Annotated in this window: 18 protein-coding genes; 7 read left to right on the forward strand and 11 right to left on the reverse strand. The window is 41.8% G+C overall.

Features of this window, described 5'->3' with window-relative positions:
- Positions 1-12: 12 nt before the first annotated feature.
- Positions 13-327, forward strand: a complete 315-nt coding sequence (locus MHI20_RS11775) for a DUF485 domain-containing protein (protein ID WP_017360149.1) — start codon at positions 13-15, stop codon at positions 325-327.
- A complete protein-coding gene (locus MHI20_RS11780) occupies positions 324-1,862 on the forward strand; it encodes a solute symporter family protein (protein WP_007497838.1) in 1,539 nt (512 codons plus the stop codon). The genes MHI20_RS11775 and MHI20_RS11780 overlap by 4 nt, the downstream gene beginning before the upstream one ends.
- A 30-nt stretch (positions 1,863-1,892) precedes the next feature.
- Here MHI20_RS11780 and MHI20_RS11785 read toward each other — a convergent pair whose 3' ends face one another.
- The 4 genes from MHI20_RS11785 to cidR all read right to left on the reverse strand — a co-directional run bounded on the left by MHI20_RS11785 (position 1,893) and on the right by cidR (position 4,786).
- Positions 1,893-2,267, reverse strand: a complete 375-nt coding sequence (locus MHI20_RS11785) for a nuclear transport factor 2 family protein (RefSeq protein ID WP_008345523.1) — start codon at positions 2,265-2,267, stop codon at positions 1,893-1,895.
- A gap of 113 nt (positions 2,268-2,380) precedes the next feature.
- On the reverse strand, positions 2,381-3,070 hold the full coding sequence (thiE, locus tag MHI20_RS11790; protein WP_340938551.1) for a thiamine phosphate synthase: 690 nt from the start codon (positions 3,068-3,070) through the stop codon (positions 2,381-2,383).
- Positions 3,057-3,881: a hydroxyethylthiazole kinase gene (thiM, locus tag MHI20_RS11795; RefSeq protein ID WP_281215470.1), complete on the reverse strand. Its 825-nt coding sequence runs from the start codon at positions 3,879-3,881 to the stop codon at positions 3,057-3,059. The genes thiE and thiM overlap by 14 nt, the downstream gene beginning before the upstream one ends.
- A gap of 17 nt (positions 3,882-3,898) precedes the next feature.
- A complete protein-coding gene (gene cidR, locus MHI20_RS11800) occupies positions 3,899-4,786 on the reverse strand; it encodes a cidABC operon transcriptional activator CidR (RefSeq protein ID WP_008345526.1) in 888 nt (295 codons plus the stop codon).
- A 165-nt stretch (positions 4,787-4,951) separates the two neighbouring features.
- Between cidR and MHI20_RS11805 the strand changes: the two genes are divergently transcribed.
- Positions 4,952-5,335, forward strand: a complete 384-nt coding sequence (locus tag MHI20_RS11805; protein ID WP_008345527.1) for a CidA/LrgA family holin-like protein — start codon at positions 4,952-4,954, stop codon at positions 5,333-5,335.
- Complete coding sequence (locus tag MHI20_RS11810; protein WP_007497850.1) at positions 5,329-6,009, forward strand: CidB/LrgB family autolysis modulator; 681 nt, start codon at positions 5,329-5,331, stop codon at positions 6,007-6,009. The genes MHI20_RS11805 and MHI20_RS11810 overlap by 7 nt, the downstream gene beginning before the upstream one ends.
- A gap of 37 nt (positions 6,010-6,046) precedes the next feature.
- On the opposite strand, the gene MHI20_RS11815 is transcribed toward MHI20_RS11810, so the two are convergent.
- The gene (locus tag MHI20_RS11815; protein WP_289346000.1) at positions 6,047-7,228 is read right to left on the reverse strand and encodes a class I SAM-dependent rRNA methyltransferase; all 1,182 of its coding nucleotides are present in this window, start codon (positions 7,226-7,228) and stop codon (positions 6,047-6,049) included.
- Between the two features lie 117 nt (positions 7,229-7,345).
- Here MHI20_RS11815 and MHI20_RS11820 point away from each other — a divergent pair, with 117 nt between their 5' ends.
- Entirely contained in the window at positions 7,346-7,729 is a 384-nt protein-coding gene (locus tag MHI20_RS11820) for a VOC family protein (RefSeq protein ID WP_008345541.1), read from the forward strand.
- Positions 7,730-7,815: 86 nt separating this feature from the next.
- Here MHI20_RS11820 and MHI20_RS11825 read toward each other — a convergent pair whose 3' ends face one another.
- From MHI20_RS11825 to MHI20_RS11835, 3 genes are all read right to left on the reverse strand, one after another.
- Positions 7,816-8,544: an amino acid ABC transporter ATP-binding protein gene (locus MHI20_RS11825; protein WP_007497858.1), complete on the reverse strand. Its 729-nt coding sequence runs from the start codon at positions 8,542-8,544 to the stop codon at positions 7,816-7,818.
- Positions 8,541-9,185 carry an amino acid ABC transporter permease gene (locus MHI20_RS11830; RefSeq protein ID WP_039165129.1) on the reverse strand — a complete coding sequence of 215 codons (645 nt, stop codon included), beginning with the start codon at positions 9,183-9,185 and terminating at the stop codon, positions 8,541-8,543. The genes MHI20_RS11825 and MHI20_RS11830 overlap by 4 nt, the downstream gene beginning before the upstream one ends.
- Before the next feature lie 70 nt (positions 9,186-9,255).
- Positions 9,256-10,020 (reverse strand): transporter substrate-binding domain-containing protein, encoded by a 765-nt coding sequence (locus MHI20_RS11835; protein WP_268372607.1) that lies wholly within the window; start codon positions 10,018-10,020, stop codon positions 9,256-9,258.
- Between the two features lie 529 nt (positions 10,021-10,549).
- Between MHI20_RS11835 and MHI20_RS11840 the strand changes: the two genes are divergently transcribed.
- Together MHI20_RS11840 and MHI20_RS11845 are read left to right on the forward strand one after the other, a co-directional pair.
- Positions 10,550-11,635 (forward strand): response regulator aspartate phosphatase, encoded by a 1,086-nt coding sequence (locus MHI20_RS11840; RefSeq protein WP_058337081.1) that lies wholly within the window; start codon positions 10,550-10,552, stop codon positions 11,633-11,635.
- 19 nt (positions 11,636-11,654) lie between these two features.
- Positions 11,655-11,804 (forward strand): hypothetical protein, encoded by a 150-nt coding sequence (locus tag MHI20_RS11845; protein ID WP_178897441.1) that lies wholly within the window; start codon positions 11,655-11,657, stop codon positions 11,802-11,804.
- Between the two features lie 50 nt (positions 11,805-11,854).
- Here MHI20_RS11845 and MHI20_RS11850 read toward each other — a convergent pair whose 3' ends face one another.
- The 3 genes from MHI20_RS11850 to MHI20_RS11860 form a co-directional block, all read right to left on the reverse strand.
- Positions 11,855-12,487: a GTP pyrophosphokinase gene (locus tag MHI20_RS11850; protein WP_178897442.1), complete on the reverse strand. Its 633-nt coding sequence runs from the start codon at positions 12,485-12,487 to the stop codon at positions 11,855-11,857.
- 93 nt (positions 12,488-12,580) lie between these two features.
- Positions 12,581-13,594, reverse strand: a complete 1,014-nt coding sequence (locus MHI20_RS11855; RefSeq protein WP_017368303.1) for an ABC transporter permease — start codon at positions 13,592-13,594, stop codon at positions 12,581-12,583.
- Complete coding sequence (locus MHI20_RS11860) at positions 13,591-15,087, reverse strand: sugar ABC transporter ATP-binding protein (RefSeq protein ID WP_268430380.1); 1,497 nt, start codon at positions 15,085-15,087, stop codon at positions 13,591-13,593. The genes MHI20_RS11855 and MHI20_RS11860 overlap by 4 nt, the downstream gene beginning before the upstream one ends.
- Between the last annotated feature and the right edge of the window lie 41 nt (positions 15,088-15,128).

The raw sequence follows: 15,128 nt of genomic DNA on the forward strand, positions 1-15,128 counted from the left end.
AAGGAGGAAACAATGGCAGACAAAAACGTTCATTATAAGAAGGTTGCCGCTTCAAAGGATTTTCGAAAACTTCTTGAGGAAAAACGCAGATTTATCGTACCGATGACGATTTTCTTTTTTCTCTTTTACTTTTCACTTCCGGTTGCTACATCCTACTTCACCTTTTTGAACACGCCAGCAATTGGAGCGATCACGTGGGCTTGGTTATTTGCCCTCACGCAATTTGTGATGACATGGGTTTTATGTGGACTTTATGCAAAAAAAGCAGCTCAGTTCGACAAATATGTAAGCGCTTTAAAAATTGAATCAAGAGGTGATGACGAATGAGTATGACCGCTTTTATTTTATTCATAGCGATCGTAGGGCTCACATTGGTCATCACGTATTTTGCTGCGAAAAAAACAAGCAATGCGAGTGATTTTTACACAGCAGGCGGCGGTCTGACTGGGTTTCAGAACGGCCTTGCCATTGCCGGGGACTATATGTCTGCTGCTTCATTTTTAGGGATCGCCGGCATGATCGCCTTAAATGGATTTGACGGCTTTTTCTATAGTATTGGTTTTCTTGTAGCGTATCTTGTCGTCCTTTATGTCGTGGCTGAACCGCTTCGAAATCTAGGAAAATATACGATGGCTGATATGATTGCTGCACGATTCAAACGACCTGCTATTCGAGGCGTGGCTGCTTTTAACACCATCACGGTTTCCACTTTTTATATGATTGCGCAGCTTGTTGGGGCAGGTGCATTAATCAAGCTGCTTCTTGGCATAGATTACTGGATTGCGGTGCTGATCGTAGGTGTCTTGATGACTATTTATGTCGTGTTTGGCGGCATGATTGCAACAAGCTGGGTACAGATCACGAAAGCTGTGCTTCTCATGCTGGGCACGCTGATTATTTCGCTGCTTGTGTTTGCCAAGTTTGATTTTAGTCTGCTGAAGATGTTTGAACAGATGAAAACAGCGACCCCGCTTGGTGAAGCTTTTCTTCACCCGGGAAATAAATATGATGTGCCTTTAGAGACCCTGTCTCTGAACCTTGCACTTGTGCTTGGAACAGCAGGTTTGCCGCATATTTTGATCCGCTTTTATACGGTAAAGGATGCCATTTCTGCGCGTAAATCTGTTCTATCCGCTACGTGGATCATCGGGATTTTTTATTTAATGACGGTTTTCCTCGGCTTCGGTGCCGCTGCTTTTGTCGGAACAGATGCAATTACGGCAGCCGATGCAGCAGGAAACATGGCAGCACCACTGCTTGCACAGGCCCTAGGGGGAGATTTATTATTTGCCTTTGTTTCCGCTATTGCCTTTGCGACTATACTGGCAGTGGTCACCGGTCTCGTTTTATCCGCCGCGTCTGCCTTTGCTCATGACTTTTATAGCCAGATTATCCGCAAAGGGAAAGCGAGTGAACGGGAACAGGTGAAGGCGGCACGCTTTGCTTCTATCGGCGTGGCTATCCTTTCCATCATTCTTGCATTATTTGCGCAATCTTTAAACGTCGCTTTTCTTGTGTCACTTGCCTTCGCAGTGGCAGCAAGTGCGAATTTACCGTTGATTATCTTCACTGTCTTTTGGAAACGATTTAACTCAACAGGTGCTATCGCAGGAAGCTTAACAGGTCTTCTGAGCGCACTCCTGATCGTTTCACTCAGCCCAAGCGTCTGGGACCCATCAGGGGCAGCCATTTTCACAGGAGAGCCGCTGATCCCACTATCGAACCCTGGGATTATCTCGATCCCGCTTGGATTCCTTGCGGCTTACTTAGGCACCATTTTCTCCTCTGAAAAAGCAGATGAAGACACCTTTACAGAAATTCAAGTAAAAGCACACACAGGTATGCATATGGATACAGATTGATGAGAAAAAGCCGGCTGCTCTGCCGGCTTCTTAATATCGCTGGAATAACTCTGGGTTTTTCGGGACGTTTTCTAAATAAACGATCTTTCCTTGATCATCCAGCTCCGCAATATCAATGCCTTCTGCTGTATATACACGACCGTCTGTTAACTTTCCGCAAACAGCCCAGTTTGTTTCATACTTCCCATCTTCACGTTTCACCCAGCCATCCCACATATGCTTAATGTCTTCATGTACGTGGAAAAATGTGTTCAAAAACTGTGTGAACGCTTGGATGCCAGGCTTTTCAGCACCATTTAAGACAATCATGACATCATCTGAAAACAATGCCAGCAATTCGTTCATTTGCTCTTGCCCTTTTCCCGCTTCATCATATCGGCGAAAATACGTATCGAGCACTTCCATCATTCATTCTCCTTTATTTACCTGTCATTTCGAAAATAATCGAACAATTAGATTGTACACAATTGTATCTCTACTGTCTATTTTTCACGCAGATAAGAAAAGACATGGATGAGTCAATCCATGTCTTTTACAGATGAAAGAGCTGCTTTCTCTGACTCGACAAGAGATGTTAGTTCTTCCGCAGCTTTTTTCGGATCAGCGCTTTGGCAAATGGCGCTGATGATGCTAATGCCATCGGCTCCCGCTTGGATGACTGGTGCCGCATTTTCATACGTGATCCCGCCGATGCCCACAATAGGAATGTGAAGACCGTGTTGACGTACTTCGTTGATTAAAGAAACACCTTGGACACTGCGTGTATCCTTTTTTGTTTCTGTAGGATAGACTGGACCCATCCCAACGTAGTCTGCCCCGTCCTTCATCGCTTGCCTCACTTCATCTAGATTGTGCGTGGACACGCCTAATATTTTATTCCCGATTCTTTGCCGTACATCTTGTGCAAGTGTATCTTCCTGCCCAACATGGACACCATCTGCATCAAGATCTATTGCAAGCTGTACATCATCATTTACGATAAAGGGGATATTCGCTTCTTGGCAAAGTGCTTGAATCTGCTCAGCGATTTTTTTCTTTTCTTCACCTTGCAGAGCACCTTTACCCTTTTCACGAAACTGAAACATCGTGATCCCGCCTTGAATGGCCTCTTTCACCACATCAAGCGGATGCCGGCTTGTATTCGCTGTTCCCATAATAAAATAAACCGATAATTGCTGTTTGATTAGCTGCTGATCAACCTTCGTCATGCAAAACTCCCCCTATTTTCCCTAACGTGATCACATCTTGACCATTTGTATTAGATAGCGTGTTTAACAATTCGATTTGAAAGGTGCCTGGCCCTTTCTCTTCTGTCTGCTGAGCTGCCTTTTCTGCAGCGACACCATAAAACAGCAGAGCTGATGCCGACGCATGAATTGGCCGTTCCCCTGTTGCACAAAATGCCCCTATGACAGAGGTGAGTAAACAGCCAGTCCCTGTCACCTTGGTTAACCATTCGTGTCCATTATGAATAGATAGAACCTCTTCTCCATCTGACACGACATCCACTTTTCCCGTAATCGCCACAACGGTTTGAAGGGCTTTTGCCGCCTGCTTTGCTAAAGACGATACATCTCCATTTGCCCCTTTTGCATCAACCCCTTTTGACTGCCAGCCATTCACTCCAATTAAATGAGCTATTTCAGCAGCATTCCCTCTGACAACAGTGATGTCCACTTGCTGTAACAGCTGTTTCGCCGCACTCGTCCGAAACGTTGTCGCACCAACACCAACAGGATCTAATAGAACCGGCACACCTTTTTCATTGGCCGCTTGTCCAGCAATGACCATTGCCTCCACTGTATCCTTTGTTAGTGTGCCGATATTCAGCACAAGTGCATCCGCTAATTGCGCCATTTCTGCCACTTCTTCTTTGGCGTTTGCCATGACTGGAGAAGCACCTAAAGCAAGCAGTCCATTCGCTGTAAAGTTCGTCACAACTTGGTTGGTGATATTATGGACAAGCGGATTTTCCGCTCGAACCTTTTCCAAAAGATGAGACACGCAGCTTAATTTCATCTGTATCGTCCTCCCTTTTACTCTGCATCCCACACATAGGATTTTGTATGCTTTAACCATTCTCTTGCAGCAAAGGACAAGTAGCGGTCCTTTCGCCAAATGACACCCAAATGCCACGGAATAGACGGATTTAAGGAAATGATCCTCACTTTATCAGGATCTAGATCACGGCAAATCCGTTCAGGCAGAAGCCCGATTCCAAGGTTCTCAGCAACCATTTCACTGATGAAATCCCATTGTGACGTTTCATAAATAACGTTCGGCCTGAATCCCGCATTCATACATTCATTTAAGATTCGGCTGTGCAGAACGAAATCTTCTCGAAAGAAAATAAAAGACTCTTCCTTTAAATCAGCCAAATGAACCTCATCACGTCCTGCCATCGGATGTGATGGATGGGTGACAAGCTTCATATTCTCTTTAATGATGGTGTATGTATGAAAAATTTTATCATTTGCAGGCAGAACAATGACACCAATATCTAATGATCCATCCTCTACCCCTTCCTCTACTTTAATGGAGCCGTGCTCCACCAATTGAAAGGTGACATCTGGATACTGCTGGCGGAATTCCCCCATCACATTTGGGAAAAAGCTTGATCCAATCATGGGAGGCAGTCCTATTCGGATATGTCCTTTTTTCACATTCATTAAATCATTTAATTCACTCGTTAAATTCTGAAAGGATTGTGTGATTTCACTCGCCTGTGTATACATGGTTTGTCCAGCATCTGTCATTTCAACCTGTCTGCCATTACGGTAAAACAACTGCACACCTAGCTCATCCTCTAGGTTTTTGACCATCTTGGAAATGGTCGGCTGCGACACATAGAGCGATTGCGATGCTTTCGTAAAACTCTTTAACCGTGCCACTTCTAAGAAATATGTTAAATGTCTGATGTCCACATGGTTCACCCTTTCTATAGACAAAAGGAATACTAACTATTCGATATATGTATTTTACCTATAATAGAACGTGCTGTACACTTTAAAGTAAGCTCACCGATTAGAACGTTGTGTTGTTTTTGTGAAACAGTGAACAATTTATATAGAAAAAGGAGTGAACAGAAAGTGCAATTGCTCAAAACGTCGCTGATTGCTACCCTTCAGATTATGGCTTTATTTGCTTTTGCGAAATTGATGAATGTGCTGGCGGCCTTTTTGCATTTAAGAATTCCGGGCACGATCTTAGGCATTCTTGTCATTTTCTTATTACTTCATTTTAACATCATTAAATTAAAATGGATTGAACTTGGCGCCGTATGGCTGCTCGGAGAACTGCTGCTCTTCTTTATCCCTTCAGCAGTAGGTGTGATTGATTACGGAACATTACTTTCTCAATCTGGCACAAGTATTGTCCTTGTGGTTTTACTTAGTACCTTTGTGGTCATGCTCTCGACTGGCATGATGACGCAGATGATTGCGAAAAGAAAGGAGCGAAAAAAGCTATGTTAGTTGGCGGACTATTCTTGATCCTAACCATTCTGATCTATCTCGGATCAAAAGCGGTTTATAAACGTCACCCGAAAGTCTATGTCTCCCCTTTACTTGTGACACCGGTTGTTCTTGTGGTCTTGCTGTTAATCGTGAACATTCCTTACGATGCTTACAATCAAGGCGGAAAATGGCTGACAAATATGCTTCAACCTGCGACTGTGGCATTTGCCATTCCTTTATATAAGTATTTTCACATTCTGAAGAAGCATGCAGTAGAAATTATTTTGAATGTGGCTTGCGGTTCTATCGTTGCAATTTTATCAACAGCGTTTATCGCCAAATTGTTTCATTTGGACACGAGTCTGATCGAGAGCCTCGTCCCAAGATCCGTCACAACACCCGTTGCGATGAGTGTGTCTGAAATGATTGGCGGGATGCCGTCCGTTACGGCTGTCTTCGTCATTTTAACAGCATTATTTGGCTCAATCATTGGGCCATTGGTTATCCGTTATTTCCGTATTGATAATGACATTGCAATGGGCGTTCTGCTTGGTACAGGAGCACATGGTGCAGGCACATCGAAGGCCTTTGAACTGAGCTCGGTCTCAGGCACGATCTCAAGTGTGTCCATGATCATTTCGGCCATTATTACATTATGTGCAGCGCCTATCCTGATGTCGTTTGCCTTATAGAAAAAGCCATTTCCCCTTATCGGAAAATGGCTTTTTCTTATGCTTGGATGAAGACAACCTTTAAATAGTTCCCCTCAGGATAATTTTTCGTTGTACGGAAGTCCTCAGGAAGTGTATATTCCTCAAGAATACGATACGTTTTCCCAGATTCTTTAAAGGCCTGCGCAATAAATCCTTTAAACTTTTTCATCCCAAATGCACTGCTATTGGTTGACGCCACAATGACGCCGTTCTCAGCTGTGATCTGGATGGCTTCTTTTAATAGTTTCTTATAATCCTTCGCTGCACTGAATGTGTGTTTCTTCGTTCGTGCAAAAGAAGGTGGGTCCAAGATCACGACATCATAGCTCCAGCCTTTTTTCGCCGCAAACGGGAAATATTTAAAGACATCCATGACTTTGATATCCTGCCCGTCTACATCAATGCCATTCACTTCAAACTGCTCAGATGTTTTTTTCAAACTGCGGTTTGCAACATCTACACTTGTCGTACGGCTTGCCCCGCCAAGCGCTGCTGCTACAGAGAAAGCGCCGGTATAAGAGAACGTATTAAGGACGGTCTTTCCTTTTGCATAGCGATCTCGAATTGCTTTTCGCACATGACGCTGATCAAGGAAAATACCTGTCATCGCACCATCATTTAGATAAACCGCCACGTTCATCCCATTTTCTTTGACGATAAGGGGAAATTCACCTTTCTTCCCTTTTACAAAATCGTCATCTTCGATATATTGTCCAGACGTATCAAATCGCTTCTTTTCATAAATGCCTTTATAGTCAGGGTACACCTGCTCAATCGCAGCCAATACATCTTCTTTTAATGTATAAACACCTTCGCTATACCATTGGATGAGATAGAATCCATCATAATAATCAATCGTGATTCCACCAATTCCATCCCCTTCTCCATTGAACACACGGAAAGCCGTCGTTTGTGCATCACGAAATAGATGCGTTCTGCTTTTGGATGCCTGTTCAAGTTTAGAAACAAAAAAGGCCTGATCTATTTTTTCGTTAGCGTCAAAGGAAAGCACCCAACCGATGCCTTTATTTTGCACACCATAATATCCTTTCCCTAAAAAAGAGCCTCTTTCATCTACCCATTCAATGAGCTCGCCTTCCTGTACACCGTTCACACGCGACACAGCATCTTTTGAAATAAGCGGATATCCCTTTTTCACTTGTTCTGCAAATGTTTGTTTTAATGAGATTTTTTTCATTTGTGTCATCCTTATCCTAAATTGACTCTCTCTATCCTACCATATGAATGTATACGTTACTTCTATTATGATAAGATGAGGAGAAAAATATCAACTCGACATAGAGGAGGCTCTTTTTTGACAACATTACGCTTAGATCATACAGGGATTATGGTGACAAATATTGATCAGTCCATTGATTTTTATGAAAAAGTGGTGGGCATGAAATTAAAGGATCGCATCACTCATACAAACGGAGTCATTGAACTTGCCTTTCTTGGCTTTAAAGACGAAGCGGAAACGGAAATTGAACTCATTCAAGGGTATAGCAGTGACCTTCCATCTGAAGGAAAGGTCCACCATCTCGCCTTCACAACAGATAATATCCACGCGGAATTCAACCGTATTCAAAAGCTGCAAATTGAGCTAATAGATGAAGAAATCACAACATTGCCCAATGGCTATTGCTACTTCTTTTTCCGAGGGCCAGACCAAGAGTGGATTGAGTTCTTCCAACGATAATATTTCCTAGGAAATGCATGCGAATCGGTATATTCATTCTCGTCACAAAGAAAAAGAGTAAGAGCATACCTGCTCTTACTCTTTTTTTATAGCACCTTACTAAGAAACAATTTGGTACGCTCGTGCTGTGGGTTTCCAAAGAGTGCTTCTGGTTTGTCTTCTTCGACGATATATCCGCCATCCATAAAGATCACGCGATCTCCCACTTCTCTTGCAAAGCCCATTTCATGTGTGACGACAATCATTGTCATTCCTTCGACTGCTAATTGTTTCATAACAGCTAAAACATCCCCAACGACCTCAGGGTCAAGAGCAGATGTCGGCTCATCGAATAAGAGCACTTTCGGGTCCATCGCCAAAGCTCTTGCAATGGCAACACGCTGTTTTTGTCCACCAGATAATTGGTTAGGGTAACTTTTGGCCTTGTCTTTCAAGCCGACCTTTTCAAGCAAGTCTAATGCTTTATCGACTGCCGCTTTCTTCTCCATCCCTTTTACTTTCACCGGTGCGATCGTGATATTTTCTAACACGGTTTTATGAGGAAATAAATTAAAGTGCTGAAACACCATACCAACTTCTTGTCGCACTTTATTGATATTCACTTTTGGGTCTGTAATCGTATGTCCGTGGACAACAACTTCCCCAGCCGTAATATCCTCTAATTTATTGAGACATCTTAGAAATGTGCTTTTCCCTGATCCTGAAGGACCAATGACACATACAACCTCTTTTTCCTCGATGACTGCATTAATGTCCTTTAAAACTTCGTTGTCACCAAAGGATTTCTTTAAGTTTTTCACCGTAATCATACTCATTTCACATCAAATCTCCTTTCTGCGTAGCTAGCCAGTAGAGAAAGTAAATAAATGATCACGAAATAAATGACACCGACAATGAGCCAGACATTCAAAGGATCAAAGGTAGCCGATGCTTGAACTTGTCCCCGCTGCATGATATCAGCAATACCGATAATCGATAAAAGAGAGGTGTCCTTCAAACTGATGATGGCTTGGTTAGTAATGGCTGGAAGCATACGGCGAAATGCCTGTGGAAGGACGATAAAGCGCATGTTTTGTCCACCTGTGAATCCTAAAGAGCGTGCGGCTTCAGTTTGTCCTTTATCGATGGACTGAATCCCTGCACGAATAATTTCTGAGAAATAAGCTCCTGCGTTAATCGCTACTGTAATAATCCCTGCCGGCACTCGGTCAAGTGAAATGAATTCAAGTGTATTTAGCCCAAAATAAATGAAGAATAGCTGTACGATAAATGGCGTACCTCGAATGGCATTGACAAAAATGAGTGAAATAAAGTTCAAGATTTTAAATGGTGACAGGCGGAATAGCGCCACAATCAACCCGATGATAAAACCTAAAATGATAGCAACAACAAAGATATATAAAGTGGTTTGCAAACCCTCCATTAAATACGGAAATGCATTAACAATCGTATCCATGTTTTTCCCTCCCTAATTCACATACGGTTGACACATAAAGAAAGCGCGCTCTGAGCGCGCCTCGCTTGTGTTATGACTTCAAATATTTCTCAATAATTTTGTCATATTCACCGTTTTTCTTTAGGTTTTTCAGCCCTTTATTGATTTTCTTCAATAAGTCCTGGTTTTTCCCCTTCATCACTGAGATCCCGTATTGGTCTCCATTCAAGCGATCTCCAACTGTTTTCAATTTCAAGTCTTGCTGTGCGATCGCATACGTAATGACAGGATAATCCTCAATTAAAGCATCTGCATTTCCATTAGATACTTCTTGGAACATAGATGGACTGTCATTGAATTGAACTACTTCATACCCATATTTGTCTGCGTTATCTGTTGCAAATTTTGCACCTGTTGTCCCATTTTTAACAGCTAGCTTTTTCCCCTTTAAATCATCAATTGATTTGATGCTGCTGTCCTTTTTCACAACAACTGTCAGACCAGCGTCGAAGTATGGATCTGAGAAATCCACTTTCTTTTTACGCTCATCTGTAATACTCATACCACCCATTCCAACATCAAGCTGACCTGCTTGCATCGCTGGAATAATCCCTGAGAAATCCATTGCTTCAAGCTTCACTTTGAAGTCTTGGTCTTTCGCAATGGCGTTAATTAAATCAACGTCTATTCCCACAGTTTTACCGCCCTTTTCAAATTCAAATGGCGGATATGTTACATCTATCCCGATTTTATATGTGCCTTTGCCTTCTCCCGAACCGCTGTCTGATTTTGAACCACAGGCTGCCATGACGAGCACAACAATTAGTCCCATGATCAGTAACATCGATTTCTTCATAAAACACGACCCCCAATTGTCAGTTTTGTCTAAATATTCGCAACAACAATCTTACTATACCACGCTAAAGCTATACTGTGTGATATTTTTTATCAATACCAAAGATCCATACAATTCTAGATCGATAGTCTCTTTAAATTTTACTTTTTTGCGAATAACTCATTTTATTCTGAAAGAAGCATGTTTCACAATATTCATGTGATATAATCTCACAAAAAACCGCGAACACTCCTTTATAAATACCACTTCTTTCTCACCTATGAAAAAACCCTCTTTCACTGTCTCTCTTCCTTTATTGATATCCTGATATATTTTTTTCAATATCCTCTTTTTACCTAAAAAAATGTAAGCGTATACAATTCAATCGTTACTCCCTAATTTTTTCACTACTGGTTGAATTTACATCAAAAAACATGTTTTACAAATTGAGATAGACCGCTTAAAATATAAGAAGATACTTAATATGGAAAGATGATTCAGACAAATAAGAATCAGCAGAAATGAATAGGTGAAGAAAGGAGGATACCAATTGGCAGAAACAGGTGTTTTGTCATCCGTTGATGTAGCTAATATGCTAAATGACTGGTATGTCTTGATGAAAAAAAGAGACATACAAGAAGCAATACAGCTAAAAGAAGAGATTCTTCAAGCATTTGATCGAATGGAAGAGAATCAAGACGTCTTACTCTACTATCAACTTTTAGAATACCGTTTCAAAGATTTAGTCGAAGATACAGCTTCGTTAGATCACAGTCTTTTTGTGGATGAAAATGCGATTCGTACAGATGATATGCTCAGCTACTATTTCTATTTCTTTAAAGGCATGTATGAAATGCGCAGAGGGAATCAAGATACAGCATTTCACCATTTGAAATTGGCCGAGGATAAATTAGATCTCGTACATGATGACATTGAAAAGGCAGAATTCCATTATAAAACAGGATGTCTATACTATAATATAAGATCCACACTTCTCTCCATCCACCACTTAAAAAAGGCTTCGTCTATTTACGACGCAGATCCATGTTATGTGAAAAAATCAATCAGCTGTCAAATGATGCTTGCTCTGAATTATGCGGATCAATCGAAATATGAAGAGGCAGAAGCTTTGTTTGGACAGGTGATTCACTCACTAGAACAGATGGAGGACCCAGATTTACTTGGTCACGCGTATTGCAATGCAGCCTTTATTAAAAGTCTAAGAAATGAATACAGTGAAGCTGTACCGCTCCTAGAAAAGGCTTTATTGATTGAGGCATTCGAAACTTCTTCTCCAGGCGGCTATTTACTGGCCTTGTATGCCTACACGAAAGCGCTGTTTAAGCTGAAAAAGCCTGGTTTGTTCCACTATTATGTACAGCTTTCACTTCAAAAAGCAGAAAATTTAAAACAACGGAACATTTCACTTAAATTATCCATTTTAGAAACATTGATGCTCCAGCCAGACAACATGATTGAGCAGATCATTTCTTATTGTGATCAATTAGAATCTATGAATTTCCTTGTTGATCTTGAGGCTATCTGTCAGGATGTAGCCGCCTACTTAACTGAAAATGGTCTTCCGAAAGAAGCGATGTATTTTCAGAACAAGGCATTGTCATTCAAAACTTGTTAAGAAGATGGAGTGATGTATGATGAAAAAATGGCTGATCTCAAGTGCGATTTTTGTGCTCTTGTTCACAGGTGTTTGGATTGGCACTTCTACACAAAAAGGCAGCCCGTCTGCACAATCGCAAGATGACGGTACGATCATTCAAAAGAGAGATCGAGGCACCAACCCTTAATAAGACTGAAAAGAGTAGCTGTCATTCAAAACAGCTACTCTTTTTATTGGTTAATCAATTTCTCGTTTGATATTTTGCATTTTTTCATCTAAGTAGTGAGCGATATCTGCCGCTTCCTTTAGTTCATCGGTGAGCTGATGAGGAACATCGTTTTGCAGTTTATAATAGATTTTATGTTCGAGACTCGCCCAGAAATCCATCGCAATGGTCCGCACCTGAATTTCAACCTTCACATACTCCACACGATTCGTTAAGTAAACAGGAATCTCAACAATTAAATGAAGACTTCGATAGCCATTTGGTTTCGGATGCTGAATGTAATCCTTCACTTCAAGGATCTTTAAATCCTCTCTTTGCCTCAAAACATCAATAATGTTATAGATATCTTGAATAAACGAACAGATGATACGGACACCAGCGATATCATGTATGTACTCCTTAGCACATTGTGTGGTGATGTCACATCCTTTTCTCGCTAGTTTATTCACGATGCTTTCAAAGGATTTGATCCGTGATTTTGTATGCTCTATTGGGTTGTGTCCATGGATTAAATTATATTCCTGACTAATAATCGAAAACTTTGTATCCATTTCATCTAATGCAAATTTATATACTAATAATTCATTTTTCCAGTCTTCCATGACACTTTTCAAATCTTCTACATGAGTTGCTGACATATTCATTCTTTTTGTCATCTCCTTTTGGCAAACAGCTGTTACACTGCTTTCCGTTTACTAGACGGAGAGAGGACGTAAATGGTTTTAAAAAAATACATCTTAGCCACGCTGTTTGTAATAAGTCAGCGCGAGTGCCAGTGCAAGCACAGATCCTTTCACGATATCCATTGCATAATACGGGACAGACATCATCACAAGTCCATTTTGCAAAATACCGATGAGCACCGCACCAATAAATGTACCGAATGCGTTTGGTTTACCTGCTCCCATGACTGAAAACCCAATAAAAGCAGCAGCTACCCCATCCATTAAATATGGCGTTCCTGCGTTAATTTCTGCTGTCATCACCCTTGATGCCAGCACGATACCACCGATCGCCGCAAATAAAGCAGACAACAGATATGCTGCGATTTTGTATTTGTTCACATGAATACCAGATAATCGAGCGGCTTCTTTATTTCCACCAATGATATACATCAACCGCCCATGCTTTGTGTAAGTCATAAAAACATGTGCAAAAAGCACAATTGCCGCCATAATCAAAATGATATAGGGGACCTGCCCAATCTTGCTGAAAAAGGCAGGGATGGTGCCAGTTGAAAAAGTGCCATCAGGCAGCACCATATTTTCAGAAATGGTCGCACCTTTCGTATAGGTTTGTGCCAGCCCTTGAATGATAAACATCATGGCTAGTGTCATGAGCATATCTGGGATCTTCATTTTGACAATCATCCAAGCATTCAGCAAACCGACAATAAGAGAAGCCGCCAGCGCAGAAAGGATCGCAATGAGTGGGTTTTGCGAGAACCATACAAACATGGAGATCACAATTGCATTTGATAACGTAGCAACTGAGCCTACAGATAAATCAAAGCCATTCACTGCTAGGGAGATCGTCAGCCCTACCGCAATGATGGTTACAATCGAGATCGATCGTAAAATATTGATGATATTTCCTGACTGTAAAAATGCCGGATTGGCTGCCGCAAAGACAACAATCAATACGACAATCGTTAAGATGGTGCCATATTGATAAAAGAAATCAAACAGATGAAAGGATGGCCGCTGTTTCTTGATTTGTTGAACTGGGGCTGAAACTTGTCGTTCACTCATGATTGTCCTCCTGTTGAATGATATAAAAGCTCTTCTTCAGTCATTGGTGCCGTCATTTCCCGGGCAATGCTGCCATCATATAAGACGTATACTCGGTCGGCAATTCCTGCAATTTCTGAAAGCTCACTTGAAGCATAAATAACCGCTTTTCCTCTTGCAGCTAGTTCTGCAATAAGGGAGAAAATGTCCTTTTTTGCTCCAACGTCTACACCTTTGGTTGGTTCATCAAAGAGATAGACATCCGCCTCAGCCAACAGCCATTTTCCAATCGCAATCTTTTGCTGATTTCCACCAGAGAGATGCTTCACCTTCGCTTCAAGAGAAGGTGTCTTGACGCCAAGCCGCTTGACGATTCCATCTGCTGCCTTCCGTTCCTTAGAACGATGTAAAAAGCTGAACGGCCGTGTAAACGAACGTAGACTTGCAGCTGTTACGTTCCATCCAACAGTTTCTTCTGTTAGAATCCCTTCTTTTCTCCGTTCCTCAGGCACAAGGGCAATACCCGCTCTCACAGCGTGATGAGGCGACTTGATATGAATGGTTTGACCATGCAGCTGCACAGTGCCTGACTTTTTTTCTGAGGCGCCGAATAGGGCTTTGCACAATTCTGTTTTACCAGCACCGACTAGTCCTGCAATCCCGAGAATTTCTCCTTTTTTCACATGAAGATGAATGTTGTTTAATTTATGCTGGTCATGCAACTCTTTCACGTCAAGCACAATCGGTGCATCCTCAAGCGTTGTACGAGATGGGAATTGATCCTCTAATGGCGCGCCAAGCATTTCTTCAATGACCTGCTTTGGATCGGTTTCTTTAATGAGGTGCGCCGCCACATCAGTTCCATTCTTCATCACAGTCAGTTCATCACAGATGTTGAAAATTTCTGGCATGCGATGCGAGATAAAAATGATGCCTGTGCCGTTCTTTTTCAATTGATGAATCATTGAGAATAGCTTGCTTGTTTCTGCATGACTAAGTGGAGCGGTTGGTTCATCTAAAATTAAAATGCTGCATTTGATCGACACAGCCTTGGCAATGAGCACCATTTGTTTTTCTGCCAGTGTCAAATCACTCACAAGACGCTTCGTTGAGATGTCAATGTCCATCTCTTTTAACAGCTGTGCTGCCTTGCGGTGAATCTCTTTCCAACGGACGAATGGTTTTTTCTCCATTTCATGAATCATCATATTTTCGCCAACACTTAAATATGGCACGAGAGCTGTATCCACTTCTTGATGGACGGTCTGCACACCGTATGAGGCCGCATCCTTCGGTGTATGAATGGTCGCAGCCTCGCCATTGATGTGGATGGTTCCTTCAAAATGTGAATGAGCACCAGAGAGAACTTTCATTAACGTTGACTTCCCAGCGCCGTTCGCCCCAATCAGGGCATGGACTGTGCCTTTTCTTAATGTGAAATTTGCTTGATCTAACGCTTTGACTCCTGGGAATTCAATCGAAATGTTTTTCATATGAACAAGCGGCGTTGTCATAGGTGTCCTCCTTCTCTCCTGATCGTCAATTGAAAAACGAA

The organism is Bacillus sp. FSL K6-1106, assembly GCF_038005245.1.
Taxonomy (GTDB): Bacteria; Bacillota; Bacilli; order Bacillales; family Bacillaceae; genus Bacillus; species Bacillus altitudinis.